This is a genomic window from Streptomyces sp. NPDC059874 (assembly GCF_042731135.1).
Lineage (GTDB): Bacteria > Actinomycetota > Actinomycetes > Streptomycetales > Streptomycetaceae > Streptomyces.
Genome location: NZ_JBHWJY010000039.1, coordinates 13,343 through 40,286 on the forward strand (window position 1 = coordinate 13,343; position 26,944 = coordinate 40,286).

A 26,944-nucleotide genomic window follows, 5' to 3' on the forward strand; every position below is an offset into this window, starting at 1 on the left:
GCCGCCGCCGACCTGACTGGTCGGCGGCGCGTCCGGCACGCCGAGCGGCGGCGATCCCCGGTCAGCCGATCGGCTGGCGGGCCTCCGCGCGCACCTTCACGGTGATCTGGGCCGCCTTGGTGAGGTCGACGGACCCGGGGGCCTGCTGCGAGGTCTCCGGCGTGACCACGGCGACCGATGCCCCCGTGTTCGCGTCCGCCCACGCGCACATCGGGAGGGTGGCCGTCGCACCGTCCTGCCTCGAGGTCAGCACCTGGCACGAAACGGTGATGTCGGAACCGGGGGGAGTGATGTCCCGGGCGGGCACCGCGATGGTCGCGCCGTCGGCGTCCCCGGCGCCCTTCAGCATCTTCCGGCGGGCCCCTTCGGGGTCCTTGAACTGGCCGTACATCCCCGAGAAGACCAGGACGCCCGGCGCCTTCGCGGAGGCTGCGCTGTACTGGCCGACCACCGGCTCGGGATTGCGGAGCATCGGGTCGTAGCTGTTCTTCAGCGCCTTCTTGCCCTCGGTCTGCGAAAGGTCCTGGGCCAGCTCGAACTTGCCGTCGAGGAGGGTCTTCGGCACCGTGAGCCGGTACTCGGCCGCGGGGAAGCCGGCTCCGCTCGCCACGGCTCCCGCCGCCGAGAGCCGGTTGATCGCGAACCCGAGGACGCCGAGGCCGACCAGCGAGCCCACGACGATCCAGACCACCGTGCCGGTACGGCTCTTGCGCGGCGGCGGCCCCATCGGCGGCTGCCCCCAGGCGCCTTGGCCGGGGTAGGGCTGCTGCGGATACGACTGCGGCGGGTACTGCTGCTGTGGGAACGGCTGGGGCGGGTACTGCTGCTGCGGGTACTGCTGGGCGCCGTACGGACTCGGGTGCTGCGGGGGCCCGTACGGGCCGGGGGACTGCTGGGGCGGCGGGGGCATGCTCATGGCTGAACGCTACTTCAGCCCGGCGCGGCCACCGCCCCGGCCCGTCACCGTCCTGACTGCGTCACGTTGCCCGTGACCGTCCCGTCCGTGCCGGACACCGTGACGGCGTGCCGCACGCCGTCAGGACCGAGCACCACCGCCAGCCACGCGCTGCCGCCGCCCTGCTGGCCGACCACCCGCAGGCTCTCGACCTTGCCGCCGGTCACCGCCGCCGCGGCCTTCTCGGCCGCCTCGCCGATGGCCAGCGACGGAATCGGCGCGGGGGCCGAGCCGGGATGCGACTTCGAGCCTTCACCGCCGCGTTCCCCCGGACCGCCGGGCAGCCCCTCGCGGTGCTTGCGCAGGCCCTCGGGCCCGACCTTGCCCGGACCTTCGGGCCCGAGCTTGCGCAGCCCTTCGGGCCCGCCCTCGCGCACCTCGAACCGGACCGGCCGGCCGTCGCCGTGGTGGTCGGACACGGCCACCGCGGTCAGCACGGACGCCCCGGCCCCCACGAGCACCACGGCCGCGCCGAGCGCCGCCCAGCGGGCGCCCCTGCTCCGGGGCACGAGACGTACGAGACCGGCGGTCCTCGCGGTCTTCGCGGGCGGCTGTTCGCGCTGTTCGGACGGCTCGGGCTGCTGCCCGGGCTGCTGCTCCGGCGGCGGAGGGAAAGAATCAGACATACGGGTACTCCTCGTGACCGCCGGGCACCACGCCCGGCTGTTCGCCCCGAGCATGCGAGAGGAAACCTGAAGCCCACCTGAAGCCGCCTGAAGACCCCTTCAGCCGGCCGGCCGCGCGGCCTGAGACCCTGGGCGCCATGCGCGTACTGGTGGTGGAAGACGAACGGCGGCTCGCCGTGGCCCTGCAGCGGGGACTGCAGGCCGAGGGCTTCACGGTGGACCTGGCCCACGACGGCCCGCAAGGGCTGTGGATGGCCACCGAGCACGACTACGACGTCATCGTGCTCGACATCATGCTGCCCGGACTCAACGGCTACCGGGTCTGCGCCCGGCTCCGCGCGGCCGGCAACGAGTCCGGCATCCTCATGCTCACCGCCAAGGACGGCGAGTACGACGAGGCCGAGGCCCTGGACACGGGCGCCGACGACTTCCTCTCGAAGCCGTTCTCCTACCTCGTCCTCGTCGCCCGCCTCCGTGCGCTGGGCCGGCGCACCGGCCGCCGGAGCCCGCAGACCATGCGCTTCGGCGACCTGCTGCTCGACCCCGCCCGCCACCTCTGCTCCCGCGGCGACACCCGGATCCGCCTGACGGCACGGGAGTTCGCCGTACTGGAATACCTCGCCCGGCGGCCCGGCGAGGTGATACCCAAGCGGGAGATACTCGAACAGGTCTGGGACAGCGCCTTCGACGGCGATCCCAATGTCGTCGAGGTCCACATCAGCGCCGTGCGCCGCAAGATCGACGCCCCGTTCGGCCGGGCCGCGCTGGAGACCGTACGGGGCGCCGGCTACCGGCTGGCGGCCGACGGTGGCTGAGCCCGCGGTCCCGCGCCGCCGCTTCCCCGGTGCCCGCCGTCTCCGCCGCTCGCTCCGGGTGCGCCGCCTGTGGCCCACGACCGTGCGCGCCCGGGCCACCGCGGGTGCCGTCGCCGTGGTCGCGGCGGCCCTGACCCTGGCCTCGTACGTCCTCCTCGGGCTGCTCGAAACCAATCTGCTCCGAAATGCCGAGACGGACGCGAGCCGGCAGGCCCAGACCATCGCCCGGCTGGCGGCCGCCGGGAACCTCGACCGGGTACGGCCGCCCGTCCACGGCGTGGACTTCATCCAGGTCGTCGGCGCCGACGGCCGGGTCCTGCTGGCCACCCCCAACCTGGCCGGCGTACCGCCGATCCACCCCGCCGAACCCCTGCTGTCCAGGCGGCGCGTCCACACCTGGAAGGTCCGGCCGCTCGGTGACGAGCACCGCCAGCGGGTCGTCCAGGTCACCGCGGACACCCCGGACGGCATCCTCACCGTCTACGCCGGCACCTCCCTGCGCGACGTGGACGCCGCCGACGACATCACCACGGCCGCCCTCGCCTTCGGCGTACCGCTGCTCCTGGCCACCGTGGCCCTCGTCACCTGGCGGGTCACCGGCCGCGCCCTCGAACCGGTCGAGGCGATCCGCGCCGAGGTGGCCGCCATCACCGACCGGGACCTGCACCGGCGGGTCCCCGTACCGGCCACCCGCGACGAGGTCGCCCGACTCGCGCAGACCATGAACAGCACCCTGGACCGGCTGGAGGCCTCCGGCGTCCGGCAACGCCAGTTCATCGCGGACGCCTCGCACGAACTGCGCAGCCCCATCACCGTGTTGCGCACCCAGCTGGAAGTCGCCCTCGCGGTCCGCGACCCGCAGCTGTGGCCCGAGCTGATCGGCGGGGCGCTCCAGGACATCGAGCGCCTCCAGCAACTCGCCGCCGACCTGCTCCTCCTCGCCCGCATCGACGCGGCCCAGCCCGTGGCGGCCGTCCCGCTCGACCTGACCTCGCTCGTCCGGGCCGCCGTCGACGCGCGCCTCGGCGACCGCGTCCCCGTACGGACACGGTTGGCCCCGTCCGTGGTGGTGACCGGCAGCGAACTGTGGCTCACCCGGATCGTCACCAACCTGCTCGACAACGCCCAGCGCTTCGCCGACCGCGAGGTCCGGCTCGAGCTGCGCGGCGGTGCGGACACCGCCGTGCTGGAGGTCACCGACGACGGGCCCGGCATTCCCGTGGAGGACCGCGAGCGGGTCTTCGAGCGGTTCACCCGCCTCGACGACGCCCGCAGCCGCGACCATGGCGGCGCGGGCCTGGGCCTGGCCATCGCCCGCGACCTGACCGCCCATCACGGCGGCACGCTCAGTGCCGAGGACTCCCCGAGCGGGGCCCGCCTGGTCGTGCGCCTGCCGCTCGCGGCGGCACTCAGCGCTGGGACAGCTCCGAAGGGGCCTGCTGCACCAGCCAGCCGTTCCCGTCCGGATCCTCGAAGTTCATGAACGAGTTCCACGTGTCGCCCTTCCCCTCCTCCCAGCCCGTCTGACCGAGATGCCGCACGGGCGACACGTCCACGCCCCGGGCCACCAGCTCGGCGCGGGCCGCCTCGATGTCCGTGACGCAGAGCTGGAGGCCTTGCAGGGCGCCCGGCGCCGCCGTCTTCGTGCCGGGGGCCGGCGGCAGGCCCTTCTGCATCGCGATGGAACACCGGGAGCCGGGCGGGGTGAGCTGGAGGATCCGGACGCCGGGAGCGACCTCGTCGTCCAGATCGACCGTGAAGCCGACCTTGTCGGCGTAGAACTCCTTCGCCCGGTCCAAGTCGGTGACGGGCACCAAGACCACTTCGAGTGTCCAGTTCACGGAGAGCCTCCTCACGAACGCCGGCAGGTCCGGCCGCCCGTCCCACGTTCGCCCACCAGACCGTCCCCGCGCACGCCGAAACGCCGGCTCCTCCGCGGGACGCGCGCGCCGGGCCGAGCGGAAATACCATGAAGGGCGGGTTTTCCCACAGCGGAAGCAGAGACGAATGGATGCACCTGCACCTCGGAGCGGTCCATGACCCCGCGGCGGGCACCGCGGGTGACCAGCGCCGAGCTGCTGAGCACCCTGCGGCGGCTCGCCGCCCAGACCCGCGAAGGGGTGGAGCTCCAGCAGGCCCGGGTGGAGCTGGCCGAGGCCCTCCAGCGGGAGCTGCTCCCCGCCTCGCTGCCCGTCATGCCGGGGCTGCGGGCCGCGGCCCGGTACGCGCCCGCCCGGCACGGCCTGGACATAGGAGGCGACTGGTACGACGGCTTCCGGCTGGCCGACGGCGCCCTCGCGTTCTCCATCGGCGACGTACAGGGCCACGACGTCGAGGCGGCGGCCTTCATGGGGCAGGTCCGTATCGGCCTGCGCGCCGTGGCCTCCGTGGTCGACGATCCGGGCGAGGTGCTGACCAGGGCCAACGAGGTGCTGCTCGCCATGGGCCGGGAGCTCTTCGCGACCTGCACCCTGCTCCGCTTCGATCCGGAGACGTGGGAGATCGAAAGCGCCCGGGCCGGTCACGTCCCCGCCGTCTGGGCCACGGTCGACGGCCGGCACGGCATCGCCGAGGATGCCGGCGGTCTGCCCCTGGGCATGCTGTCCGGCGGCGGATACGCCGTGACCAGGCGCCGGCTCGCCACGGCAGGTTCGATCGTCCTCCTCACCGACGGCGTGGTCGAGGGACCGGCGTTCCCGATCGACGTCGGGCTGGAGCGCGTGGTGCGCGTCGTCAGGGAAGGAGCGGGCGCCGATCCGGGCGAGCTCGCCGCCGAGGTGATGAAGGTGGCCGATTCCACCGGCCACGCCGATGACGCGGCGGTGCTCGTCCTCAGCCACGACGAGCCGTCGCGCGGCGGGCCCTGACCCCGATAGCGCGTGTCACGATCCGCCGGGACACGGGGACTGTTGTCTGATGCTGTGGTGCGAACCGAGCGATGGCGACGTTTTCCCGCAGTCCTCCTGCCGATCCTCGCCGTCGCCGTCGCCTACTACGCGAGCGGTCGGCTCGGCCTGCGCCACCGCGTGGTCGTCGAGGGCGCGATGGTCACGCCCCTGTGGCCGCCCACCGGCATCGCCGTCGCCTGCCTGCTCTGGCTCGGCATCCGCGTCTGGCCGGGGATCGCCCTCGGCACGTACCTCGCCATCGAGAGCATCAGTTCCTTCGACGCGTCAGGCCTGGGCATCGTGGCCGGGAACACCCTCGCCCCGGTGTGCGCGTACGCGCTGCTCCGTCGAGTCGGCTTCCGCGTCGAGCTGGACCGGCTGCGCGACGGACTGGCGCTGGTCTTCCTGGGCGGGCTCCTGCCCATGCTGATCAGCGCGACCGCCGGGACCTGGACCCTGGTGCTCTCCGGGGACCTGCCGCTCGCACAGTTCTGGCCGACGTGGTCGGCGTGGTGGGCCGGAGACGCGATGGGCGTGCTCATCGTGACCCCGCTGCTGCTCGTCCTGCCCACGGTCAGGCTCCCCGACGACGCCTACCGGGTGGCCGAGGCGGCCGCGCTGCTGACCGCGGCCGGGGTCGTCACGTTCGTGGCCACCCGTAGTTCCCTCTCCCTGCTGTTTCTGGTGTTCCCGCTGCTCATCTGGGCGGCGGTACGTTTCCAGCTGGCCGGGAGCGCGCCGTGCGCGCTGTTGGTGTCCGTCCTGGCGATCTCGTCGGCGATCGACCGTGAGGGACCGTTCGCCGGCCACACCCTCTTCGAGATCATGGTCAACCTCCAGGCCCTCAACGGGGCGGCGGCCCTGACCGGGCTGCTGCTGTCGGCGCTCGTCACCGAGCAGAACAACGTCCGCCTGAAGATCGAACAGGTCTGCGAGGACCTCGCCGAACTGGTCGACCACCTCAGCCACGGGAAACCCGACCGGTGAAGACCCCCGCGCGGGCCGCCGAGACGGCCGCCCGCGCGGCCCGCTCCGCCGCTGCCTCGTCCAAGGGGGCTTCGGAAGTGAGCAAGCGGTAGTAGAGGGGGGCCGACACCGCGCGGATCACCTCGGCGGCGTCGGTGCCCTCGGGCAGTTCGCCCCGGTCGACGGCCTCCCGGACGCACGGCGCCCACTCGGCCACGCGGACCTCGTAGAAGCGGTGCAGTGCCTCCGCCGTCCGCTCGTCGCTGGTGGCCGCGGCGATCACGGCCTTGAACAGCGCCCCCTGGCGGGGGTCGGCCAGGGTGCGCCGTACGAGGGCGGCGTTGGCCCGCATGTCCTCCAGGAACGAGCCGGTCTCGGCGCGTGGCAGCGACTGCTCGGCCATGTCCGCCAGCAGATCGGCGACCAGGCCGGTGACGGTGCCCCAGCGGCGGTACACGGTCGTCTTCCCCACCTCGGCGCGGCGGGCGATCTCCGCCAGGTCGAGTTGGTGGAACCCCTGCTCGGCCAGCATGTCCCCGGCCGCCTCCAGGACCGCGGCCCGGACCCGGGCGGTCCGGCCCCCGGGGCGTACGGTCCCCGGCTCGACGGCATCACTGGGCGTCATAACGGCACTCCGGTTCCATTAGTGCGGATCTCCTGCTACGTTGAACCCAGCTTAACGGGTCTACGGTTCCATTACTGCTTGCTGGAGGGATCCATCATGGAATACAGGCAACTCGGCACGTCAGGCCTCAAGGTCCCCGCCCTCAGCTTCGGCGCCGGCACGTTCGGCGGCCGGGGTCCGCTGTTCGGCGCCTGGGGCACCACGGACGCGCAGGAGGCGCGCCGGCTCGTGGACATCTGCCTGGAGGTCGGCATCACGATGTTCGACACCGCCGACGTGTACTCGGCCGGCGCCTCGGAGGAGGTCCTGGGACAGGCCGTCAAGGGTCGGCGCGACGAGGTCCTGCTGTCCACCAAGGCGGGCTTGCCGATGGGCGACGGACCCGGTGACTCCGGTACCTCCCGCTCACGTCTGATCAGGGCGACGGAGGACGCCCTGCGCCGGCTCGGCACCGACTACATAGACTTCTTCCAGCTGCACGCCTTCGACGCAGCCACCCCGGTCGAGGAAGTTCTCTCCACGCTCGACCAGCTGGTGCGGGCCGGGAAGATCCGCTACGTCGGCGTCTCCAACTTCGCGGGCTGGCAGCTGATGAAGTCCCTCTCCGCCGCCGAGAAGCAGGGCTTCCCCCGGTACGTGGCCCACCAGGTCTACTACTCCCTCATCGGCCGCGACTACGAATGGGAGTTGATGCCCCTCGGCCACGACCAGGGCGTCGGCGCCATGGTCTGGAGCCCGCTGGGCTGGGGCCGCCTGACGGGCAAACTGCGCCGCGGCCGGCCGCTGCCGCCGCAGAGCCGCCTGCACCGGACGGCCGACTACGGCCCGCCCGTCGAGGAGGGCCACCTCTACGACGTGGTCGACGCCCTCGACGAGGTCGCGCGGGAGACCGGCCGGAGCATCCCCCAAGTGGCCCTCAACTGGCTCCTCGCCCGCCCCACGGTGTCCTCCGTCATCGTCGGCGCCCGCGACGAGGCCCAACTCCGCCAGAACATCGGCGCGATCGGCTGGACCCTGACCCCCGAACAAACCGCCCGTCTCGACGCCGCGAGCCACAGGCCGGCCCCGTACCCGTACTTCCCGTACGAACGCCAGGAGGGCTTCGCCCGGCTCAACCCGCCCCTGGTCCGGCCCGGTACCCCGGCGCTGTGACCGCGCGGCCGCCTGCGGGCCCGGCCGCGTCGACCGGCACGCCGAGGCCACCCGGTGCCACGACCACGTCGGCCACCAGGCCCGCGGCATCACCCGCCGTGCGCGAAGCCGTCCACGTTCCACTCCTCCGGCAGCCCCGCACCGCAGAAGACGCACACGTAGTCCTCGTCGCGCACGATGTTCAGCTCACGGCAGGCGGGACAACGCCGGAACACCACTTCGTGGGTGAAGGCGGCAGGGCGCGCGATCCCGATCGCGTCCAGAGCGTCCGCGACGGCCGCCCACGAGGCGACGTCCGGGCAGTACCCGGTCGACTGGTTGCTCACCTCGGCGACCACCCACCGCCCGGACTCCTGACGGAAGCCCATCTCCCCGGCAGCCAGAACCGTTCCACCCCCGGCACACGCCACGTGCTCGCTCCGGCGCGGCGCGAGCCGCAGCACACCCGCCGAGTCCACGACGAACGTGAAGGGCTCGGCCGGTTCCGCCGCGGCCACGGCCGAGACCCAAAGGTCCAAGTCCGCGGCCGAGCGAATGCTTCGCCCCACGGCCTCCGGCCGGACAAGGCCTCGCAACTCCGCCGGCCCCACGTACCGATGCTGCCGCCCCCGTGATGTCACGCCGGCCAACCTAACCCAGGGCGCTGTCGGCCGCGCCCGGGAGGCTGCGGCGGCCGTTTCCGGAGCCGGCCCGGCGACCCCGTGGGGACGTCGGAGGGCGTCGGCCATTGGAGCGGCAGTGCGGGTACCCGCGGTGTCGTGCGGTCGGATCCCGCCGCGGGCGCAGGAGGATCGTGCCGAACCATCGCTCAGGCGAGCCGCCGCCTCCAGGAAGATCGGGTGTCCCATGGCCCGCACGCCGCTCGCGCAGTCACTCCAGACCCTGGCCGCCGCACTGGGCGATCCTCGGGCTCTGCCGCGCAGGCAGCTGCTCCGTGATGCCGGGCTGCTCGGCCTCGCTGCCGCCGGCGCGAGCGCCCTGGGGCCGTGGACTGCGCCCGCGAGCGCGGCGAACGCCGCGACCGCCCCCCGGATCGTGGTCGTCGGCGCGGGCCTCGCGGGCCTCACCGCCGCCTACCGGCTCAAGCAGGCCGGCCACACCGCGCAGGTGCACGAGGCATCGGACCGGGTGGGCGGCCGCTGCTGGACCCTGCGCGGGGCCTTCGCGGAGGGGCAGCTCACCGAACGCGGTGGAGAACTGATCGACCAGGGCCATACGGCGATCCGGCGGCTCGTCGGCGAGCTCCGGCTCACCCTGGACAACCTCCTGGCCGCCGAGCGCAACGGCACGGAGTCACTCGGATATTTCGACGGCGCCCCCTACACGTTCGCCGAGGCGTCCGTCGACTTGAGGCGGGTCTGGCGGAAGCTGCACGCGGACGTCGTGGCGGCCGGCTATCCGACGCTCTACAACAGCAGCACGCCGCGGGGGCGTCAGCTCGACCGGATGTCGATCGTCGACTGGATCAACGAGAGCGTCCCCGGCGGAATCACCTCGAAGCTCGGGCAGTTGCTGGACGTCGCCTACACCATCGAGTACGGAGCCGACAGCAGCGGGCAGAGCGCGCTCAACCTCCTGTACCTGCTCGGCTACCGGGGCCAAGGGCGGCTGCGCATCTTCGGTGCCTCGAACGAGAAGTACCACGTGACCGGGGGCAACGATCAGATTCCGGCCCGCCTCGCCACGGCCCTCCCCGGGCAGATCAGGCTCGGCTCCGAACTCGTGGCGATCAGGCTGAACGCCGACACCGGCTACACCCTCACCTTCAGGCAGGGGCTCACGGTGACGGACGTGCCCGCCGACAAGGTCGTACTCGCGCTGCCGTTCTCGATCCTCCGCTCGTCGGTCGACTTCACGCAGGCCGGCTTCCGCGACCTGAAGCGGACGGCGATCACCGAAATGGGCATGGGCACGAACTCGAAGCTCCACCTCCAGTTCGCGACACGGTACTGGGAATTCCTCGGGTCCAATGGCGAGACGTTCTCCGACCGGGGCTACCAGAGCACCTGGGACGTGAGCCGCGCCCAGCCGGGGAGGTCGGGCATCCTCGTCGACTACACGGGCGGCACGATCGGGGCGAGTTTCGCCACCGGCACGTCCGACACCCGGGCGCGCCGCTTCCTCCGCCAGATCGAACCGGTCCTGCCCGGGATCAGCACGCAGTGGAACGGCCGGGCGACGATCGATTTCTGGCCGGGCCATCCCTGGACGAAGGGCTCGTACTCGTACTGGAAGGTGGGGCAGTACACCCGGTTCGCGGGCATCGAGCGCGAGAGGGAGGGGAACTGCCACTTCGCGGGCGAGCACACGTCCGTCGACTTCCAGGGGTTCCTCAACGGAGCCGTGGAGACGGGGGAGCGGGCGGCGGACGAGATCCTGGCCGACGTGTCGGCGCTACGCCGTCGGACCGGGTAACGGCGGCGGACCGGGTGACGGCGGCGGACCGGACAACGGCGGGCCGACCGCTGCGGCGACACCACGCTGCCTCGGGCCGGCCCCGGCCCTCACGAGTCGTCGAGGAGTCGCCAAGCGGTGAGGGCCAAGCCGGCCCGCACCAGACCGGTGGGTTCGGTGAGTTCGACGCCCATCGCCTTCGTGAGGTGGTCGAGCCGGCGGGCGACGCTGCTGTGGTGCAGGTGGAGCACGTCGGCGGCGCGGCGCAGCGAGCCGGTGGCGCAGTAGGCCTCCAGAGTCTCCAAGTCCTCCGGGTTGGCCGCGATTCGGGCGATGGCGGCCACATCGGCGTTGTCGCGGGACGCGCCCCGCGGTATCTCGGCCAGCAGTGCCAAGGCTCCCAGCTCGTCGTAACCCACGACCGGCCGGCGCGGAGTGGTGAAGCGGAGGGCGGTGCGGGCCTCCCGCCAGGAGCGGTCGGGGCTTTCCGCGGCGCCGATGCCCGCGCGTACGTCCCTCGGAAACCGGGCCCGGTCCACGGTGGTCGCCAGGATGACGCCCACGTCGGCGAGTACGGCCGCCTTCACGGGGCGGGCCGGGCAGATCAGGCCGCCGACCTGGTCGAGCGGCAGCCGCGACCGTACGGCGACCACGTGGACCGGCAGGTCGGCGGCGAACCCCAGGAGCCGCAACGCCCGGGCCCGGCCCGCCTCGTCCGTGTCCGCGCCGATCGCCAGCTCCACGAGGGCCGGATCGGCCATGGTGGTGCGGGCCGGGCCGTAGCGCTCGGCGGCCGCGGCGGCGGCGAGGGCGAACCGCTCCAGCAGCGCCCCGTCGAGCGGGCCGGGCGGGCCGGCGCGCTCCAGCCACACCGTGCCGATCTCCTCGTCGTCGAGGAGGATCGGCCCCGTGCCGGACGCGGGTTGCGCCGGCGCGACCGCCTCCCGGCCGTCGGGCGCGACGCGGATCACCCGCCCGGTGCCGTGCAGCCGGACCCCGGCCACGCACTCGGCCAGGCCCGCCGAGGCCCGGGTGAGCGCCGCCAGATCCACCCGACGGCGCATCAACGTGTCGTAGAACGCGACGACTCGGATCACGCCGTCGACGTACGGATCCAGTCCCGACAGCCGTACCGCCAGTGCCTCCATGGCAGGAGGATATGGCCCCTCGGCGCGGAGCGGGCGCCGAACGGTGCGTGATCCGGGCAGGACGCCCGACGGATGTCGGATGAAACCGCGGGCGAGGGCCGTGAGGATGGCCGACATGAATCCCGAACTCGAAGCATTCGTCCCGCTGCTCCCCGCGGAAGACCTGAGCGACCCGCTCGCCGTGCGCAAGAACTACGCCGCGCTCGCCGCCGCGAGGCCGGCGGCCGACACCACGGGCCTGGAGATCGAGGACCGCACGGTGCCCGCCGATCCCGGCGTACCGGTGCGGATCTACCGCCCGCTGCAGGCCCGCGGCGCCATCGTCTGGCTGCACGGCGGGGGAAGGGTCTCGGGCGACCTGGACACCGAGCACCCGTGGGCCGCCGGGATGGCGCGGCTCTCCGGTGCGGTGGTGGTCTCCGTGGACTACCGGCTGGCGCCCGAGCACCGCTTCCCGGCCGCCCTCGACGACGCCTATGCCGTGCTGAACTGGACGGCCGAGCACGCCGCCGAGCTCGACATCGACCCGGAACGCATCGCGGTCGGCGGTCACAGCGCCGGCGCGAACCTCGCGACAGCGGTGGCGTTGCGGGCCCGCGACCAGCAGGGGCCGTCGATCCGCTTCCAGCTGCTCAACGAAGCCTCACTGGACGACCGGCAGGAGACGTGGTCCCAGCGGAACTTCACCGACACGCCCTGGGCGACCCGCGAGAACACCGCCGCATCGTGGCGGCACTATCTGGGCTCCCAGCCGGCCACACCCTACGCGGCCCCGGCCCGCGCCACGGACCTGTCCGGCCTGCCACCGGCCTACATCGCCACCGCGGAGTTCGACCCGAACCGCGACGAGGCCATCGAATACGCGTTGCGCCTGCTGCAGTCGGGCGTCTCCGTCGAGCTGCACCAATGGCCCGGCACCTTCCACGGGTCGCAGGCGATCACGTCCGCCGAGATCTCGCAGCGCCAGATAGCCGCACTCGGCGCGGCCGTGCGCCGGGCCGTGACGGACTGAGCCTCGGACAGGCCGTAGGGCCTGTCGTCAAATTCCCGTCTGCCCCGCGACGTCTGGCACGCACTCTCGCCGCACCGGGCGAAAGCCCAAATACGTCCAGTACGTGGGCTTCCGCCCGGCACGCCGAGAGCACGCACCAGACGCCGCGGGGCCGCCCTTCGGGCGACGACGGGAATTTGACGACAGGCCCTAGTCCAGCACGTACGTGAACGTGTACTCGACGGACTCCTCGCCGTGACGGTGGGTGAAGCCGCCGGAGCCCGAAAGCCCGGTCAGTTCACCGGTGCCGGAGCCCGGTACCACCTCGAAGCGGCAACGGGTGCCGGAGGCGTCGAATTCGCCGCGCTCCTCCAGGACGAACGTCCCCTTGCGGCCCTCGACGCTGCCGGACAGCAGCTCCATGCCGGCGTACGCGCCGGCCGTCTCCCCGGTGTACGTGATCGTGTACGAGCAGCTGGTGCCCGGGGCCTCGATCGCGCCGGAGAAGGAATTGGTCACCGCGGCGCGGGCGAGCCGCGGCGTGGTGTCCGCCGGGCCGACGGGGTGTTCCTCCCAGTCGGCGAAGGTGAAGCGGCCGGCTGTCTGCGGGGGCTTGGACATGGTGGTCCTCCTGGTGCTGTGCGTCGGTCCGTCGGCCGGCGGGCAGTCCGTGCCGCCGGCGTGAGAACAGCCTGCCCGGGGTACCTGACACCTCCTGTCAGGTATCCCGGACAATGAGCGGCATGCGCGCCGACCGGCTCCTCTCCCTGCTCCTGCTCCTCCAGAACCGCGGCCGCATGACCGCCCCCGAGCTCGCCGCCGAACTGGAGGTGTCGGTCCGTACCGTCTACCGGGACATCGAGGCCCTCGGAGCCTCCGGAGTCCCGGTGCACGCCGACCGGGGCCCGGCCGGCGGATACCGGCTGATGGACGGCTACCGCACGCGGCTCACCGGCCTCACAGACGCCCAGGCCGGCTCCCTCTTCCTCGCCGGCGTGCCCGGCCCCGCTGGAGAACTCGGCCTCGGCGCGGACCTGGCCGCCGCCCAGCTGAAGCTCCAGGCGTCGCTGCCCGCCGAACTCGCCTCCCGGGCCCGGCAGATCCAGGCCCGGTTCCATCTGGACGCCCCGGCCTGGTTCCGCGACGCCGACCCGGTACCGCACCTCGCGCGGATCGCCCAGGCGGTGTGGGACCAGCGGATCCTGCGCACCCACTACCGCCGCTGGGGCGGCGAGGTCCACCGGCAGCTGAGTCCGCTCGGTCTCGTGGTCAAGGGCGGCATCTGGTACCTCGTGGCCCTGGCGGACGAGGCGGTGCGGACCTACCGCGTGGGGCGGTTCCTGGCCGTGGAGACCCTGGACGAGGGCTTCGAACGGCCGGCCGGCTTCGACCTCGCCGGATACTGGCAGGAGAGCTCCCGCCGCCTGGAGGGCTCCCTCATGCGACAGACCGCCGTCCTACGGCTCTCCCCGCGCGCCCGGAAACTGCTGCCCATGCACTTCGGCTCGGCGGGCGCACGCGCCCTCGCGGACGCGGAGGCGGCCGGAGCGGACGTCGACGCCGAGGGCCGGCTCCTCGTCCACCTCCCGGTCGAGACGAACGCCGTCGCGGTCGGCGACCTGCTCCGCCTCGGCCCCGAAGCCGAGGTCCTCGGCCCGCCCGAACTCCGCAGCGCCGTCGCGGATGCGGTCGCCGCGCTGGCCGGACGCTACGCCCCCGAATAGCGGCTGCCGTAAATCGCCACGCGCCGCGTGGGCAGCGATCTACTGTGGCGCGGTGACGATTCAGATGATCATTCTCAACGGTGGTTCCAGCTCGGGGAAGTCCGGGATCGTGCGCTGCTTGCAGGACGTACTGCCCGATCCGTGGCTGGCGTTCGGATGCGATTCGTTCGTCGACGCGATGCCCGCACGGATGCAGGCGGCGGACGAGGGAATCAGCATCGGCGCCGACGGCGAGGTGAGCGTCGGCGCGGAGTTCCGGGCACTGGAGGCGGCCTGGACGGAGGGCATCGTGGCCATGGCCCGGGCAGGCGCCAGGATCATCGTCGACGACGTCTTCCTCGGCGCGGCGGCGTCCCAGCAGCGGTGGCAGAAGGCCCTGGACGGACTGCCCGTGCTGTGGGTGGGCGTCCGGTGCGAGAGCGCCGTCGCCGCCGGCCGCGAGATCGCCCGGGGAGACCGGGCCCGGGGGATGGCGGAGTCGCAGGCCGACCTGGTGCACGAGGACGTGTACTACGACCTGGAGGTGGACACGACCCACACGGAGTCCCTGCTCTGCGCGCGGGCCATCGCCACCCACGTCGACTGATCGACGAATCGACGCACGAACGAACGGACGGACGGACGGACCGATGGGTGTGACACTGCGCGAGACACAGGACGGCGACCTCGCGGTCTTCTGAAGTCAGCTCTCCGACCCGGGGCTCCAGCAGGTGGCGGGCGTGACCCGGGGATACCACTACGACCGGGGGGACTTCGACACGCACTGGGCCAAGGTTCGCGACGACCCGGCCGTGACGCTGCGCACGGTCCTCCGTGACGGCGAGGTGGTCGGGCACGTCGCCGTCTACGGGCCGCCGGACGAGCGCGAGTGACGTACGCCATCGGCCCCGAGTACTGGGGCCGCGGCCTCGCCACGCAGGCGCCGGCCGCGCTGCTGGAGCTGGTGGACACCCGCCCGGCCGCTGCTGCCCGGGCCCGGGGTGAAGAGGTGGAACGGATCCTCCTCCACCGCGACTACCACATCGGGCCGGGTACAGGGCCGTGCCCCCAGGGGGCGCTGTTAGCCTCATCCGCATGATCGGGGAGAGGTCCAGACCAGGAATGTCCCGCTTGTCGGCGCCGAACGGTCCGCAGCGTGCCCTCATCGTCGCGAGCTTCGTCAGCCGGGTGGGCAACGGGTTGTTCAACACCGCTGCGGTGCTCTACTTCACGCTGGTGGTGCACCTGCCCGCCGTACAGGTCGGTGTAGGCCTCACGATCGCCGGGCTGGTCGGGCTGCTGGCCGGTATCCCGGCCGGGAACCTGGCCGACCGGTACGGGCCGCGCACGGTCTGGCTGACGTCCCTCACGATGCAGGCCGCGACGATGGCCGCGTTCGTCTTCATCCACGACTGGGTCACGTTCACGCTCATCGCCACCCTGGACCGGCTGGCGGCAACGGCGAGCGGCGCCGCGGGCGGGGCGCTCATCGCCCGTGCCGGCGGTGAACGCCCGGCCGCGTTCAGGGCGAAACTCCGCACGTTCGTCAACCTCGGCGTGGTCCTGGGCACCGTCGGTGCCGCCTTCGCCGTCTCGGTCGACACCCGCCCGGCATACACCGCGCTCATCCTCGCCAACGCCGCCAGCTTCGCCTGCGCCGGCCTGATCGCCCTGATCGGGCTCCCGGACTACCGGCCCCTGCCCCGGCCCAAGGAGCACCACGGATGGGCCGTCCTGGCCGACCGGCCGTTCGTGTCCTTCACCGTGCTCTACGGCGCCATGGGCCTGCAGTACCAGACCGTCTCCCTGCTCCTGCCGGTCTGGCTCTCCGCCCACACCGACGCGCCCCGCTGGACCGTGGCGGCGGTCTACGCGGTCAACAGCGGGGTGTGCGTGCTGCTCCAGAGCAGGATCGGCTCCCGGGTGGAAACACCGCGCCAGGGCGGCCGGGCGTTCCGCCTCGCGGGGCTGCTCTTCCTGGTCAGCTGCCCCTTGATGGCCCTGACCGCGGACGTTCCGGCCTGGATCGCGCCGGGGCTCGCCGTCCTCGCCGTCTGCGTGCACAGTCTCGGAGAGGTATGGGAGTCCTCGGGCGGCTACGCGCTCGGCTTCGGTCTCGCCCCCGACCACGCCCAAGGGCAGTACCAGGGCTTCTTCGGCATCGGCTTCGACGCCGGGCAGGCCCTGGCTCCGGTGGTCCTCACGACGGCAGTCCTCGGACTCGGACACGCCGGCTGGCTGCTGCTCGGCGTGTTCTTCGCGGCTCTGGGCGCGGCCGGGCCGCCCGTGGCCGCATGGGCGGAGCGTACGCGCCGCTCGGGCCACGACACGGCCTGCGCGACACAGGGTGGGTCCGACGGGACCACGCGCACGGCCGCGCAGGCCGACCGGTGATCAAGCTCAGGAAATCGCGTACCACTGGCTGGCCCAGCCCGTGTTGATGGTGCTGGTGGACTGTTCCGCGAGGTTCACCGTGCGCGGCAGCGAGGTCTGACCGGTCAGCACGGTGCTGTAGCGGAGCTGCGGCGGCGCCAGACCGGCGTTGACCGAGATGCCGGCCCCCGTGGCCTTGAGCGTGAGCCCGTTGGTGGCCCAATTGCCGTTGAGCAGAAGGGCGATGAAGTACGTTCCGGGGGCGGCTGTGAACGGCTTGGCGAGGGCGAAGGGCTTGGCGATCGCGTCGGTCATCAGCTGGGGCGAGATGTCCTCGGTGGTCGCGACCAGGGCACCGTTGGCGTCGTACACACCGAGGTAGCAGTTGGCGAGCTGGGCGTTCGGGTCGATGCCGGCCAGGCCCAGCCAGATGTTCGACCAGGTGATCTGCTCGCGCAGGACGATCCGTACCAGGGTGACGCGCCCGGCGACGCCCGCGGCCGACTGCGCGGTGACGTGCCCCGCGTCATTGGGGTCGCCCGTCCATGCCAGCAGGTTCTGGTCCTGAGGCCGGGGCCCGTCGAAGCCGGTTCCGCCGCCCGGCGCGGGCGCGGAAGCCGGGGGAGTCGCCGGACCGCTCCGGGTCCCGCCCGCAGCGGTGCACCCGCCCAGGAGCAGCATCGTTGCGAGCGCGGCAACGAGGCCGGTCGTGGCGGTGGTGGTGCGGGTGCGCATGGTCCCCCCATGAGGTGCGGATGTGCCGAAGGGACATGGTCACACGCGCCGCCGGCGTGATCGTCGCCGGGCGGACCCCGAAGAACTTCGTGCGGGGTCGATGAGTTCCGGTGGCGGCGGCGGTCTACCCCTGCGACGACGGACGCCGCCGCCGGATTCGCCACCCTGGCGTCGTACTTCACCGACCGTACGGTGGTCACCTACGACCCGCGGGGTGTGGGCCGCAGCCCCCGCACCGACGGCGCACCGGAGAACACGCCCGAGGAGCACGCCGACGACCTGCGGCGCGTGATCGAAGCCCTCGGCGCGGGGCCGGCGATGGTCGAGTTCTTCTCCGTGGTGTCCCGCAAGGGGCCCTTCTCGGCCGACCGGGCCGACGAGCTGCTCCCGTCGCCCGACCAGTTCGGGCTGCCGGCCGAGGACGACGGCAAGCGGGACGGGCGGCGAGTACGGCCGGCAGGGCGCCGCCGCGGAGTTCGCCCAGGTGCCGCGCGAGGCACTCCGTACCCGTGAATGATCCATCCGCCGGGCTCGGCCCGAACCGATCAGGATTGGAGAAGCCCTGGTCACGGGGGCGCGGCTAGCGTGAGGGACATGGACAACACAGACATCACCGTTCACTGGACATTCCTTCCGCACACCGACCCCGAAGCCTCCCTGGCCTTCTACCGCGGCCTCCTCGGCTTCGAGGTGCTGGGTGACGTCGGGCAGGGCGCGATGCGCTGGATCACGGTCGGCCCCGCCGGCCGGCCCGGCACGGCCATCGTGCTGGAGCCGCCGGCCGCCGACCCCGGCATCACCGAGGACGAGCGCCGTACCGTCGTCGAGATGATGGCCAAGGGCACCTACGCCCGCATCACCCTGGGCACCAACGACCTCGACGGCACCTTCGAGCGGCTGAAGGCCGGGGGAGCGGAGTTCGTCCAGGAACCCACCGAACAGCCCTACGGCGTACGCGACTGCGCGTTCCGCGATCCCGCGGGCAACTTGATCCGGATCAACGAGCTGAGCCCAGCTCGAAACTGATTAGATCGAACAGATGCTCCGCACGATCCCGCGCACAGATGGAGACACGATGAGCAAGGCCACGAGGACGGACTCGAAGTCGCCCGCGCCGCACGTTGCCGACAGTCACGGCTTGATCCGCGTGCACGGTGCGCGCGAGAACAACCTCAAGGACGTCAGCATCGAGATCCCGAAGCGCCGACTGACGGTGTTCACCGGCGTGTCCGGCTCGGGCAAGAGCTCGCTGGTGTTCGACACGATCGCCGCGGAGTCGCAGCGGCTGATCAACGAGACCTACAGCGCCTTCGTGCAGGGCTTCATGCCGACCCTGGCGCGGCCCGAGGTCGACGTCCTCGACGGGCTGACCACCGTGATCACTGTCGACCAGCAGCGGATGGGCGCCGACCCCCGCTCCACGGTCGGCACCGCCACGGACGCCAACGCGATGCTGCGCATCCTCTTCAGCCGCCTCGGCAAGCCGCACATCGGCTCGCCCAAGGCCTTCTCCTTCAACGTCGCCTCGATCAGCGGAGCGGGCGCGGTCACCATGGAGCGCGCCGGACAGAAGGTGAAGGAGCGCCGCAGCTTCAGCATCACCGGCGGCATGTGTCCGCGCTGCGAGGGCCGGGGCGCGGTCACCGATCTCGACCTGACCCAGCTCTACGACGACACCAAGTCGCTCGCCGAGGGCGCGATCACCGTCCCCGGCTACACGGGGGGCGGCTGGAACTCCCGGCTCTACAGCGAGTCGGGCTTCTTCGACCCGGACAAGCCGATCCGCAAGTACACGAAGAAGGAGCTCCACGACTTCCTGCACCGCGAGCCGACCAGGATGAAGATCGCGGGCATCAACATGACGTACGAGGGCCTGATCTCCCGGATCCAGAAGTCGATGCTCGCCAAGGACAAGGAGGGCATGCAGTCGCACATCCGGGCGTTCGTGGACCGGGCGGTCACGTTCACCACCTGCCCCGAGTGCGACGGCACCCGGCTCAGCGAAGGGGCCCGGTCCTCGAAGATCAAGGGGATCAGCATCGCCGACGCCTGCGCGATGCAGATCAGCGACCTGGCCGAATGGGTGCGCGGCGTCCGCGAGCCCTCGGTGGCGCCGCTGCTCGACTCGCTGCGACACACCCTCGACTCGTTCACGGAGATCGGCCTCGGCTACCTCGCCCTCGACCGGCCGGCGGGCACGTTGTCGGGCGGCGAGGCACAGCGCGTCAAGATGATCCGCCACCTCGGCTCCTCGCTCACCGACGTCACGTACGTCTTCGACGAGCCCACCACGGGCCTGCACCCGCACGACATCAGCCGGATGAACGACCTGCTGCTGCGCCTGCGGGACAAGGGCAACACGGTGCTCGTCGTGGAGCACAAGCCGCAGACGATCGCGATCGCCGACCACGTCGTCGACCTCGGCCCCGGCGCGGGTCAGGCGGGCGGCACCGTCTGCTTCGAGGGCACCGTCCAGGGGCTGCGGGCCGGTGGCACCATCACCGGCCGGCACCTCGACGACCGGGCCGCCGTGAAGGAGAAGACGCGGACGGCCACCGGCACGCTGGAGATCCGCGGCGCGACGGCGCACAACCTGCGCGAAGTCGACGTCGACGTCCCGCTCGGCGTGCTCTGCGTCGTCACCGGGGTCGCCGGCTCCGGCAAGAGCTCGCTCGTGCACGGCTCGATCCCGCCCGGCGAAGGGGTGGTGTCGATCGACCAGGCCCCGATCCGCGGCTCGCGGCGCAGCAACCCGGCGACGTACACCGGGTTGCTCGACCCGATCCGCAAGGCCTTCGCCAAGGTCAACGGCGTCAAGCCGGCGCTGTTCAGTGCCAACTCCGAGGGCGCCTGCCCCAACTGCAACGGCGCCGGCGTCATCTACACCGACCTGGCGATGATGGCGGGGGTCGCCACCACCTGCGAGGAGTGCGAGGGCAAGCGGTTCGACGCATCGGTGCTGGAGTACCACCTCGGCGGCCGCGACATCAGCGAAGTCCTCGCGATGTCGGTGACCGAGGCCGAGGCGTTCTTCGGCGATGCCGACAGCGAGGCGCGCACTCCGGCCGCGCACAAGATCCTGGAGCGGCTCGCCGACGTCGGGCTCGGCTACCTCAGCCTCGGCCAGCCGCTCACCACCCTGTCCGGCGGCGAGCGGCAGCGGCTCAAGCTGGCCACGCACATGTCCGACAAGGGCGGCGTCTACGTCCTCGACGAGCCGACCACCGGCCTCCACCTCGCCGACGTGGAGCAGTTGCTCGGCCTGCTCGACCGGCTCGTCGACTCCGGCAAGTCGGTGATCGTCGTCGAGCACCACCCGGCGGTCATGGCGCACGCCGACTGGATCATCGACCTCGGCCCCGGCGCCGGTCACGACGGCGGCCGGATCGTCTTCGAGGGGACGCCCGCCGACCTCGTCGCCGGCCGCTCCACCCTCACCGGCGAGCACCTCGCGGCGTACGTCGGGTCCTGACAGGGGGATCTACCGGCGCAGTTCGAACTCCACGTGGCCCGACAGGGCGCGGAGGAACTCGGGGGCGTCGAAGATCGCTCCGGCGGAGGCGACACCGGCGGCCGTGGTGGTCCGTCCGGTGACGACGCGGTGGACCGCCTCCACCGCGAGCGGCGCGCTGACGGCGTAGATGTCCCGGCCGCTCGCCACGGCGCGCCGCTCCTCGCCGCCGGAGCGCACGACGACGTCGACGAGGAAGGACTGCGCGGACCGGCCGCGCTCGTCGACGGCGGTCGGGGCCGGGGTGTCCGGCGCCGCCAGTTCACCGGCCGCCTCGACGGTCATGTAGGTGCGCACCTCGGAGACGGCCAGGTGGCTGGGGACGGTGACCACATCGGCCATGGTGAACTCGCCGATCACCTCCCGGGCCCCCATCGGTTCGGGGAAGGCCCACTTCAGGGTCGGCAGGGCGTCCTCGTGGTACTGCAGCCGTCCGTCGCTGAAGCGGACGCGCCGGCCCTCCCTGCGCTCCCCGGAGACCGCACCCGCGGCGCGGGTCCCGGCGGTGGGGTGCCAGCTGTTCAGCCCGTACGCGACGTGCACCTCGTCGGCCCGTGTCCAGTCGCCCATCGCCGCGGTGACCAGCAGGTCGCCGAGTCCGCCGAAGAAGGCCATCGCGGGGATCACCACGGTGCCCGCGGCCCGGGCACGGTCCGCGTACTGCGTGAACGTGTCGACGTTCGCCTCGATCTCGGCCGCCACGTCCACGTACGGGATCCCGGCGCGCAGCGCCGCCTCGATCACCGGGGCGCCGGTCGTGGCGAAGGGCCCGGCGGTGTTGATCACGGCGTCCGCTCCGACCAGTGCGCGGTCGAGCGCGGCCGGGTCGTCGACCGACGCCGGGCGGATGTCGAGCCCCGGGTGGGAGGCCGCGAGTTCCCGCAGCTTCTCCGCGTCGCGACCGGACGCGATCGGGCGGAAGCCGCGCTCCAGCAACTCCGCCACCACGAACCTGCCGGTGTGCCCGTAGGCGCCGAACACCGCAACCGTCCGGACCGTCTGACCTGCACTCATCAGCTTCTCCCACCGCGCTTGACTGTTGAACTGTGAACATCATGCGGGCGGTGCGTGATCGGCGCGAGTGTCCGGAACGACATGGCCCGTACAATTTCGGACATGACCACTGTCGCGCTGGCCGTCACCGACGGGATGCTGCACTTCGAACTGTCCTTGGCGTGCGAGGTCTTCGGCTACGACCTGTCCGGCGTGGCGGACCCCTGGTACAGCCTCGCCGTCTGCGGGCCGGGCGCCGTGCGGCTCGGCAGGTTCCGGATGGAGCCCGACAGCGGGCTCGACCGGCTGCCGCACGCCGACCTGGTGATCGTCCCCGGCTGGGCCGACGTCGACGTGGACCCGCCGGCCGAACTGGTCGACGCGGTGCGCGCGGCCCACGAGGCGGGCGCGCGGGTGGCCTCCCTGTGCACCGGCGCGTTCATCCTGGCGGCCGCCGGGCTGCTGGACGGCCGGCGCGCGACCACGCACTGGGCGCACACCCAGGCCCTGGCCGACCGCTATCCGGGGGTGGAGGTCGACCCGGACGTGCTCTACGTGGACAGCGGCAGCGTCCTCACTTCCGCCGGCAAAGCCGCCGCCATGGACCTCTGCCTGCACCTGGTCCGCCTCGACCACGGCTCGGCGATCGCCAACGCCCTCGCCCGCCGCCTGGTCGTGCCCCCGCACCGGGCGGGCGGGCAGGCCCAGTTCGTCCCGGCCCCGGTGCCCGCCCAGGACGACCACCCGCTGGCCGACCTGCTCCCCTGGGCCATCGAACGCCTCGACCGCGCGCTGACCGTGGAGGACCTGGCCCGGCGGGCGAACATGAGCTCGCGCCACCTGGGCCGGCACTTCCGGTCGGTGACCGGCACCACCCCGCTGCAATGGCTGCTGACGCAGCGGATCCGGCGGGCCCAGGAGCTGCTGGAGACCACCGGCGACAGCGTCGACACCATCGCCGAGGCCACCGGCATGGGCACCGCCGCATCCCTGCGCCGGCACTTCAACCGCACCATCGGCGTACCCCCGGACGCCTACCGGCGCACCTTCCGCAGCTCCCGCTCCGGCGGCGGCTGACGCCGCGTCGCGCCGCACACCGAACACGCGGCACTGCCCGCGGCGAGCCCCTGGCCCACTTCTAGTGCTGTGACCGGAAAGCTTCACCGGGTCACGGCGCTCGGCACGGCACCTCGCCGCGTTGTCGGACCGCGCAAGTACGTCCAGTACGAGCCGCGGTCCTCCGCCTTGCGATGCACCGCACCGAACACCGCGCCCCGGCAAACCTTTCCGGCCACAGCACTAGAGGCGGCGCTGCCAGGTCTGGCCGATGAGGTCGTGCCCGAAGCTGTGGTGGGGCTCTTCGGCGACGAGCTCGAAGCCCTGCTTCTGGTAGATGCGCCGGGCCGAGCCCAGGACGTCGTTGGTCCAGAGGGTGATCGACTCGTACCCGGCCTCCCGCGCGAACCCCAGGCACTCCTCGACCAGCCGGGCCCCCAGGCCCAGCCCGCGCGCCGCGGGGTCGACGAGCAGCAGTCGCAGCTTCGCCGTCCGCTCGTCCCCGCGTACGCAGAACACGCAGCCGGCCCGTGCCCCGTCGACCTCGGCGATCCATGCCGCCTGCGGTCCGGGGGCCTTCGCCTCCGCGTAGTCGGCGACGATCCGGGCGACCAGTGCCTCGAAGTCGGTGTCCCAGCCGAACTCGCGGTCGTAGAGCTCGCCGTGCGCCAGCACCACCCAGCCCAGGTCCCCGGGCCTGTCCAGCGCCCGAATGACCACCTCACGCTCCGCCATGGCACCCACACTCCCACACCCTGTCGGTCGAGAGCCACGCCCGCAGGGCTAATGCGGGGACCGCGATCGACTCGGGTCGAGCTGGCCGGCGACGAGTGCCGCCAGGGCGAGGCCGAATCCGGCGAACTGGCCGAGCGTGAAGGCCTCGCCGAGCATCAGCGCGCCGATGAGCGCGGCGACCAAGGGTGACAGCAGGACGAGCATGGCCGTCGCGGTGACCGGCAGGCGCCCGAGACCACGGAACCACAGCACGTGGGCGATGAAGCCGCCCACGGTGCCGAGCCACAGGTAGCCGGCCACCGCGGATCCGTCGAGGCGCGGGGGAGCTCCTTCGAAGACGACGGCGAGCGGGAGCAGGACGAGTCCACCGGCCGTCAGCTGCCAGCCGGCGAGCGCCGCCGGGCCGACGCCGGCGGGACGGCGCCAGTGCTTGGTGAGTACGATCCCCAGCGCCATCGAACCGGCCCCCGCGAGCCCCGCGAACACCCCGACGCCGTCGAGCCGCGCGTTCGGTCCGAGGATCACGAGCCCCACGCCGACCACTCCCGCGACGCCCCAACCGATGCGCCAGACCGAGGGCCGCTCCCGCAGCACCGCCACCGCCAGCCCCGCGACCATGATCGGCTGGACGGCGGAGAGGGTCCCCGCGACACCGCCGGGAAGCAACTCGGCGGCCACGAAGAGGAAGGCGTAGACGGCACTGATGTTGAGGGTGCCGAGCGCGGCGGCCTTCCACCACCACGCGCCGCGCGGCAGTACGCGGGTGACCAGCAGGAGCAGCAGCCCGCCGGGCAGTGACCGCAGCAGAGCGGCGAACAGCGGGTGGTCGGGCGGCAGAAGCTCCGTCGTCACCGCGTACGTCGTCCCCCACGCGGCCGGCGCGATGGCCGTGGCGGCGATCAGCGCGACGGTGCCGCCCGCCCGGCGTGCGGCTGCGGGGCGTGGGGCCGGCGCGGGCGCCGGTGCCTGCTGTCGGGGCGGGGAAGTGGTCATGCGGGCAGTCTCGGCCCGCTGCCTTCCATGCGTCCAACACATGGTTGTCATCGGACCGATCGCATTGAAAGATGGATCACGTGGAACTCAGACAGCTGCGGTACGTCGTCGCGGTCGCCGAGACCCGGAACTTCACCCGGGCCGCCGCGCGTTGCTTCGTCGCCCAATCGGCACTGAGCCGCCAGATCGGGAACCTGGAGCGTGAGGTGGGGGCGAAGCTGTTCGCCCGGACCAGTCGGCGGGTGGAGCTCACTCCGGCCGGCGAGGCGTTCCTCGTCGGCGCGCGGCAATGCCTGGAGGCTGCCGAGCGGGCCGTCGCCGACGCGGCCGCGGCGGTGGGCGACGTCCGCGGCCGGCTGGCGATCGGGACCATCCCCACCGTGGTCGCGGTCGACATCGCCGAGGTGCTCCAACGGTTCCGCGAGCGGCACCCGCAGGTCCGAGTGGGCCTGCACGTCGGAGCCAGCGACGTCATGACCGCCGAGGTCGCCGCCGGAGACCTGGACGTGGCCTTCCTCGGCCTGCCGGCCGGCCACGAGCCGCAGGGCGTCGAGGCTCTGGAACTCGCCCGGGAACCGCTCGTCGCCGTGGTGTCGCCCACGCACGAGCTCGCCGACCACGACCAGGTCACCCTCCACCAGCTCGCCGAGTCGCCCTTCGTCGACTTCCCCGCCGGCTCGCCGGGCCGGGTGCAGAGTGATCAGGCCTTCGAAGCGGCGGAGTTGGAGCGCGACGTGGCCTACGAGATGATGTCCGTCGAGCTGATGACGCGGATCGTCGGCCGCGGCCTCGCCGTCGCCCTCCTCCCCGCCGCGATCGGCCGAGCCGCCCCGACCGTCCGCGCGCTCCCGCTCACCGACGGCCCGAGCCGTGTCGAGTACCTCGCCTGGAGCAGGTTCAACCCCACACCCGCGACCCGGGCGTTCCTGGCAGCCTTCCAGCCGTGACCCGGCGTCGGGCGGCCCGTCAGGCGCGTTCCGGTTCCGGGTCCGGCTCGGAGAGCCGCGCCGCCGCGCGGCGGGGGAGCAGCAGCGGGGTCGCCAGCAGGAGCACGCCGGCCAGGCCGATGGCCGTGCGCGGGCCGAGCAGGACGCCCAGCACGCCCCAGACGGCGGTCAGGAGGGCGGTCGAGGCCTTGACCGTCACCGCCCAGGCGGACAGTGTGCGGGCGACCCGGTCGGTCGCGGTGCGCTCGAGGCGGTGGGTGGCGTAGACGGGATTGAAGACCCCGCAGCAGAAGATGAGCCCGAACTCGACGCCCGTCACCAGTAGCAGCCCTCCGGTGCCCGGCCCCAGGAAGACCAGGCCGACGGGCCAGATCGCGCGCAGCGCCCCGGTCGCGACCAGGACCCGGTGCTGCCCGAACCGGGTGACGAGCGGTCGGGCCAGCCGCGCTCCGAGCAGCCCGCCGATCGAGGGCGCGGCGAACGCGAGGCCGTACTGCCATGGTGCGAACCCGAGTCGGCCGAGCATCAGGACGGCCAGCAGCGGCGAGGCGGCCATCACCAGGCCGTTGAACAAGGCGGTGTTGAAGAACAGCGGACGCAGCGTCGCGTCGGCGAGGATGTAGCGCCAGCCGTCGAGCAGGTCCCCGGCCCGCATGCGCGCGGGCTCCCGGCGCTCGGGCGGCGGCTCGTGTCCGCCCATCGCGCGGATGCCCAGGGCCGAGAGCAGGTAGCTGACCGCGTCGGCCACCACCGTCGCCACCGGACCGAGGAGTCCGATCGCGGCGCCGCCCAGCGGAGGTCCCACGATCGTGGTCGTCCAGGCCGTGGACTCGAACCGGGCGTTGGCCACGAGCAGGTCCTCGGCCGGCAGCAGTGTCTTCAGGAACGCGCCGGAGGCGGCGCGGAAGGTGATGTCGGCCGCCGCGACGACGACCGAGACCAGAAGGAGCTGGACGAAGGTGAGCACGCCGAGCGCGAACGCGGCGGGGATCGTCAGCAGCGCCGCGAACCGCACCAGGTCCATCGTGATCAGTACCGGCCGCTTGCGGCGGAACTCCACCCACGGACCGAGCGGCACCGCGACGGCCGCGCCCACCGCGGCCCCCACGGCGGACAGCGCGGCGACCTCCGCCGGTCCGGCGTGCAGCACCTGGATGGCGATCAGCGGGAACGCGCCGAAGGCGAGCCACGTACCCAGGGAGCTGGTCCCGTACGCCCCCCAGAGCCACCCGAACCGCCGCCCCAGCCGGTGCCCGCTCCTCATGCCCACCGCCCTCGCCAACTCACCCGCACAACTGATCCGCGATCGGAAGCATCAAAGCGAGCGGCTCACCGCGA

Annotated in this window: 28 protein-coding genes and 1 pseudogene; 17 read left to right on the plus strand and 12 right to left on the minus strand. The window is 72.6% G+C overall.

What is annotated here, in order from left to right:
* Positions 1-61: 61 nt before the first annotated feature.
* Positions 62-916: a hypothetical protein gene (locus tag ACFV9H_RS22315; protein ID WP_385400891.1), complete on the minus strand. Its 855-nt coding sequence runs from the start codon at positions 914-916 to the stop codon at positions 62-64.
* A 44-nt stretch (positions 917-960) separates the two neighbouring features.
* A complete protein-coding gene (locus tag ACFV9H_RS22320) occupies positions 961-1,581 on the minus strand; it encodes a hypothetical protein (RefSeq protein WP_385400893.1) in 621 nt (206 codons plus the stop codon).
* A gap of 137 nt (positions 1,582-1,718) precedes the next feature.
* On the opposite strand from ACFV9H_RS22320, the gene ACFV9H_RS22325 reads away from it, so the two are divergent.
* Both ACFV9H_RS22325 and ACFV9H_RS22330 read left to right on the plus strand, forming a co-directional pair.
* Positions 1,719-2,396: a response regulator transcription factor gene (locus tag ACFV9H_RS22325; RefSeq protein ID WP_385400896.1), complete on the plus strand. Its 678-nt coding sequence runs from the start codon at positions 1,719-1,721 to the stop codon at positions 2,394-2,396.
* The gene (locus ACFV9H_RS22330) at positions 2,389-3,879 is read left to right on the plus strand and encodes a sensor histidine kinase (RefSeq protein WP_385400899.1); all 1,491 of its coding nucleotides are present in this window, start codon (positions 2,389-2,391) and stop codon (positions 3,877-3,879) included. The genes ACFV9H_RS22325 and ACFV9H_RS22330 overlap by 8 nt, the downstream gene beginning before the upstream one ends.
* Here ACFV9H_RS22330 and ACFV9H_RS22335 read toward each other — a convergent pair.
* Positions 3,806-4,237, minus strand: coding sequence for a VOC family protein (locus ACFV9H_RS22335; protein ID WP_385400901.1), 432 nt, complete (start codon positions 4,235-4,237; stop codon positions 3,806-3,808). The two genes, ACFV9H_RS22330 and ACFV9H_RS22335, sit on opposite strands and share 74 nt — an antisense overlap.
* 195 nt (positions 4,238-4,432) lie before the next feature.
* Here ACFV9H_RS22335 and ACFV9H_RS22340 point away from each other — a divergent pair, with 195 nt between their 5' ends.
* Together ACFV9H_RS22340 and ACFV9H_RS22345 are read left to right on the plus strand one after the other, a co-directional pair.
* Positions 4,433-5,263 (plus strand): PP2C family protein-serine/threonine phosphatase, encoded by an 831-nt coding sequence (locus tag ACFV9H_RS22340; RefSeq protein ID WP_385400903.1) that lies wholly within the window; start codon positions 4,433-4,435, stop codon positions 5,261-5,263.
* Between the two features lie 54 nt (positions 5,264-5,317).
* Positions 5,318-6,271, plus strand: coding sequence for an MASE1 domain-containing protein (locus tag ACFV9H_RS22345; RefSeq protein WP_385400906.1), 954 nt, complete (start codon positions 5,318-5,320; stop codon positions 6,269-6,271).
* On the opposite strand, the gene ACFV9H_RS22350 is transcribed toward ACFV9H_RS22345, so the two are convergent.
* The gene (locus tag ACFV9H_RS22350) at positions 6,246-6,875 is read right to left on the minus strand and encodes a TetR/AcrR family transcriptional regulator (RefSeq protein ID WP_385400909.1); all 630 of its coding nucleotides are present in this window, start codon (positions 6,873-6,875) and stop codon (positions 6,246-6,248) included. The genes ACFV9H_RS22345 and ACFV9H_RS22350 overlap by 26 nt on opposite strands.
* Positions 6,876-6,971: 96 nt before the next feature.
* Between ACFV9H_RS22350 and ACFV9H_RS22355 the strand changes: the two genes are divergently transcribed.
* On the plus strand, positions 6,972-8,027 hold the full coding sequence (locus ACFV9H_RS22355) for an aldo/keto reductase (protein WP_385400911.1): 1,056 nt from the start codon (positions 6,972-6,974) through the stop codon (positions 8,025-8,027).
* Positions 8,028-8,116: 89 nt separating this feature from the next.
* Here ACFV9H_RS22355 and ACFV9H_RS22360 read toward each other — a convergent pair whose 3' ends face one another.
* Positions 8,117-8,647 carry a hypothetical protein gene (locus ACFV9H_RS22360; RefSeq protein WP_385400914.1) on the minus strand — a complete coding sequence of 177 codons (531 nt, stop codon included), beginning with the start codon at positions 8,645-8,647 and terminating at the stop codon, positions 8,117-8,119.
* 226 nt (positions 8,648-8,873) lie between these two features.
* On the opposite strand from ACFV9H_RS22360, the gene ACFV9H_RS22365 reads away from it, so the two are divergent.
* Positions 8,874-10,442: a flavin monoamine oxidase family protein gene (locus ACFV9H_RS22365; protein ID WP_385400917.1), complete on the plus strand. Its 1,569-nt coding sequence runs from the start codon at positions 8,874-8,876 to the stop codon at positions 10,440-10,442.
* A gap of 89 nt (positions 10,443-10,531) precedes the next feature.
* Here the strand turns inward: ACFV9H_RS22365 and ACFV9H_RS22370 are convergent, their stop codons facing one another.
* Entirely contained in the window at positions 10,532-11,569 is a 1,038-nt protein-coding gene (locus tag ACFV9H_RS22370) for a PucR family transcriptional regulator (RefSeq protein WP_385400919.1), read from the minus strand.
* A gap of 115 nt (positions 11,570-11,684) precedes the next feature.
* Here ACFV9H_RS22370 and ACFV9H_RS22375 point away from each other — a divergent pair, with 115 nt between their 5' ends.
* Positions 11,685-12,581: an alpha/beta hydrolase gene (locus tag ACFV9H_RS22375; protein WP_385400922.1), complete on the plus strand. Its 897-nt coding sequence runs from the start codon at positions 11,685-11,687 to the stop codon at positions 12,579-12,581.
* Positions 12,582-12,770: 189 nt separating this feature from the next.
* Here ACFV9H_RS22375 and ACFV9H_RS22380 read toward each other — a convergent pair whose 3' ends face one another.
* Complete coding sequence (locus ACFV9H_RS22380) at positions 12,771-13,181, minus strand: DUF3224 domain-containing protein (RefSeq protein WP_385400924.1); 411 nt, start codon at positions 13,179-13,181, stop codon at positions 12,771-12,773.
* A gap of 122 nt (positions 13,182-13,303) precedes the next feature.
* On the opposite strand from ACFV9H_RS22380, the gene ACFV9H_RS22385 reads away from it, so the two are divergent.
* From ACFV9H_RS22385 to ACFV9H_RS22405, 5 genes are all read left to right on the plus strand, one after another.
* Positions 13,304-14,284 (plus strand): helix-turn-helix transcriptional regulator, encoded by a 981-nt coding sequence (locus ACFV9H_RS22385; RefSeq protein WP_385400925.1) that lies wholly within the window; start codon positions 13,304-13,306, stop codon positions 14,282-14,284.
* A gap of 52 nt (positions 14,285-14,336) precedes the next feature.
* Entirely contained in the window at positions 14,337-14,870 is a 534-nt protein-coding gene (gene cpt, locus ACFV9H_RS22390) for a chloramphenicol phosphotransferase CPT (protein ID WP_385400927.1), read from the plus strand.
* A 133-nt stretch (positions 14,871-15,003) separates the two neighbouring features.
* Positions 15,004-15,156, plus strand: a complete 153-nt coding sequence (locus ACFV9H_RS22395) for a hypothetical protein (protein WP_385400929.1) — start codon at positions 15,004-15,006, stop codon at positions 15,154-15,156.
* A complete protein-coding gene (locus ACFV9H_RS22400; protein ID WP_385400931.1) occupies positions 15,153-15,362 on the plus strand; it encodes a hypothetical protein in 210 nt (69 codons plus the stop codon). Before ACFV9H_RS22395 ends, ACFV9H_RS22400 begins: the two co-directional genes overlap by 4 nt.
* 32 nt (positions 15,363-15,394) lie before the next feature.
* Positions 15,395-16,657: an MFS transporter gene (locus tag ACFV9H_RS22405; RefSeq protein WP_385400933.1), complete on the plus strand. Its 1,263-nt coding sequence runs from the start codon at positions 15,395-15,397 to the stop codon at positions 16,655-16,657.
* A 6-nt stretch (positions 16,658-16,663) separates the two neighbouring features.
* Here ACFV9H_RS22405 and ACFV9H_RS22410 read toward each other — a convergent pair whose 3' ends face one another.
* A complete protein-coding gene (locus tag ACFV9H_RS22410) occupies positions 16,664-17,371 on the minus strand; it encodes a hypothetical protein (protein WP_385400935.1) in 708 nt (235 codons plus the stop codon).
* Positions 17,372-17,518: 147 nt separating this feature from the next.
* Here ACFV9H_RS22410 and ACFV9H_RS22415 point away from each other — a divergent pair.
* The 3 genes and pseudogenes from ACFV9H_RS22415 to ACFV9H_RS22425 all read left to right on the plus strand — a co-directional run.
* Positions 17,519-17,707, plus strand: a pseudogene (locus ACFV9H_RS22415) (alpha/beta fold hydrolase); the annotation flags it as partial.
* Between the two features lie 258 nt (positions 17,708-17,965).
* Positions 17,966-18,397 (plus strand): VOC family protein, encoded by a 432-nt coding sequence (locus tag ACFV9H_RS22420; RefSeq protein ID WP_385400936.1) that lies wholly within the window; start codon positions 17,966-17,968, stop codon positions 18,395-18,397.
* A gap of 49 nt (positions 18,398-18,446) precedes the next feature.
* Positions 18,447-20,843, plus strand: coding sequence for an ATP-binding cassette domain-containing protein (locus ACFV9H_RS22425; RefSeq protein WP_385400938.1), 2,397 nt, complete (start codon positions 18,447-18,449; stop codon positions 20,841-20,843).
* 9 nt (positions 20,844-20,852) lie between these two features.
* Here ACFV9H_RS22425 and ACFV9H_RS22430 read toward each other — a convergent pair whose 3' ends face one another.
* Positions 20,853-21,896 (minus strand): saccharopine dehydrogenase family protein, encoded by a 1,044-nt coding sequence (locus ACFV9H_RS22430; protein WP_385400941.1) that lies wholly within the window; start codon positions 21,894-21,896, stop codon positions 20,853-20,855.
* A gap of 102 nt (positions 21,897-21,998) precedes the next feature.
* Here ACFV9H_RS22430 and ACFV9H_RS22435 point away from each other — a divergent pair, with 102 nt between their 5' ends.
* Positions 21,999-22,952, plus strand: a complete 954-nt coding sequence (locus tag ACFV9H_RS22435) for a helix-turn-helix domain-containing protein (protein ID WP_385400944.1) — start codon at positions 21,999-22,001, stop codon at positions 22,950-22,952.
* A gap of 222 nt (positions 22,953-23,174) precedes the next feature.
* Here ACFV9H_RS22435 and ACFV9H_RS22440 read toward each other — a convergent pair whose 3' ends face one another.
* Both ACFV9H_RS22440 and ACFV9H_RS22445 read right to left on the minus strand, forming a co-directional pair.
* A complete protein-coding gene (locus tag ACFV9H_RS22440; RefSeq protein WP_385400947.1) occupies positions 23,175-23,666 on the minus strand; it encodes a GNAT family N-acetyltransferase in 492 nt (163 codons plus the stop codon).
* Between the two features lie 48 nt (positions 23,667-23,714).
* Positions 23,715-24,659, minus strand: a complete 945-nt coding sequence (locus tag ACFV9H_RS22445; RefSeq protein WP_385400949.1) for an EamA family transporter — start codon at positions 24,657-24,659, stop codon at positions 23,715-23,717.
* Between the two features lie 80 nt (positions 24,660-24,739).
* Here ACFV9H_RS22445 and ACFV9H_RS22450 point away from each other — a divergent pair, with 80 nt between their 5' ends.
* On the plus strand, positions 24,740-25,606 hold the full coding sequence (locus ACFV9H_RS22450; protein ID WP_385400951.1) for a LysR family transcriptional regulator: 867 nt from the start codon (positions 24,740-24,742) through the stop codon (positions 25,604-25,606).
* A 19-nt stretch (positions 25,607-25,625) separates the two neighbouring features.
* Here ACFV9H_RS22450 and ACFV9H_RS22455 read toward each other — a convergent pair whose 3' ends face one another.
* Positions 25,626-26,870 carry an MFS transporter gene (locus tag ACFV9H_RS22455; protein WP_385400953.1) on the minus strand — a complete coding sequence of 415 codons (1,245 nt, stop codon included), beginning with the start codon at positions 26,868-26,870 and terminating at the stop codon, positions 25,626-25,628.
* Between the last annotated feature and the right edge of the window lie 74 nt (positions 26,871-26,944).

Bases quoted from the DNA above. Each gene is read 5' to 3' on its own strand.
- ACFV9H_RS22375 (WP_385400922.1), top strand. From the start codon at position 11,685: ATGAATCCCGAACTCGAAGCATTCGTCCCGCTGCTCCCCGCGGAAGAC.
- ACFV9H_RS22380 (WP_385400924.1), bottom strand. From the start codon at position 13,181: ATGTCCAAGCCCCCGCAGACAGCCGGCCGCTTCACCTTCGCCGACTGG.
- ACFV9H_RS22455 (WP_385400953.1), bottom strand. From the start codon at position 26,870: ATGAGGAGCGGGCACCGGCTGGGGCGGCGGTTCGGGTGGCTCTGGGGG.
- ACFV9H_RS22445 (WP_385400949.1), bottom strand. From the start codon at position 24,659: ATGACCACTTCCCCGCCCCGACAGCAGGCACCGGCGCCCGCGCCGGCC.
- ACFV9H_RS22385 (WP_385400925.1), top strand. From the start codon at position 13,304: ATGCGCGCCGACCGGCTCCTCTCCCTGCTCCTGCTCCTCCAGAACCGC.
- ACFV9H_RS22320 (WP_385400893.1), bottom strand. From the start codon at position 1,581: ATGTCTGATTCTTTCCCTCCGCCGCCGGAGCAGCAGCCCGGGCAGCAG.
- ACFV9H_RS22420 (WP_385400936.1), top strand. From the start codon at position 17,966: ATGGACAACACAGACATCACCGTTCACTGGACATTCCTTCCGCACACC.
- ACFV9H_RS22425 (WP_385400938.1), top strand. From the start codon at position 18,447: ATGAGCAAGGCCACGAGGACGGACTCGAAGTCGCCCGCGCCGCACGTT.
- ACFV9H_RS22355 (WP_385400911.1), top strand. From the start codon at position 6,972: ATGGAATACAGGCAACTCGGCACGTCAGGCCTCAAGGTCCCCGCCCTC.
- ACFV9H_RS22435 (WP_385400944.1), top strand. From the start codon at position 21,999: ATGACCACTGTCGCGCTGGCCGTCACCGACGGGATGCTGCACTTCGAA.
- ACFV9H_RS22430 (WP_385400941.1), bottom strand. From the start codon at position 21,896: ATGAGTGCAGGTCAGACGGTCCGGACGGTTGCGGTGTTCGGCGCCTAC.
- ACFV9H_RS22370 (WP_385400919.1), bottom strand. From the start codon at position 11,569: ATGGAGGCACTGGCGGTACGGCTGTCGGGACTGGATCCGTACGTCGAC.
- ACFV9H_RS22315 (WP_385400891.1), bottom strand. From the start codon at position 916: ATGAGCATGCCCCCGCCGCCCCAGCAGTCCCCCGGCCCGTACGGGCCC.
- ACFV9H_RS22325 (WP_385400896.1), top strand. From the start codon at position 1,719: ATGCGCGTACTGGTGGTGGAAGACGAACGGCGGCTCGCCGTGGCCCTG.
- ACFV9H_RS22410 (WP_385400935.1), bottom strand. From the start codon at position 17,371: ATGCGCACCCGCACCACCACCGCCACGACCGGCCTCGTTGCCGCGCTC.
- ACFV9H_RS22340 (WP_385400903.1), top strand. From the start codon at position 4,433: ATGACCCCGCGGCGGGCACCGCGGGTGACCAGCGCCGAGCTGCTGAGC.
- ACFV9H_RS22365 (WP_385400917.1), top strand. From the start codon at position 8,874: ATGGCCCGCACGCCGCTCGCGCAGTCACTCCAGACCCTGGCCGCCGCA.
- ACFV9H_RS22440 (WP_385400947.1), bottom strand. From the start codon at position 23,666: ATGGCGGAGCGTGAGGTGGTCATTCGGGCGCTGGACAGGCCCGGGGAC.
- ACFV9H_RS22350 (WP_385400909.1), bottom strand. From the start codon at position 6,875: ATGACGCCCAGTGATGCCGTCGAGCCGGGGACCGTACGCCCCGGGGGC.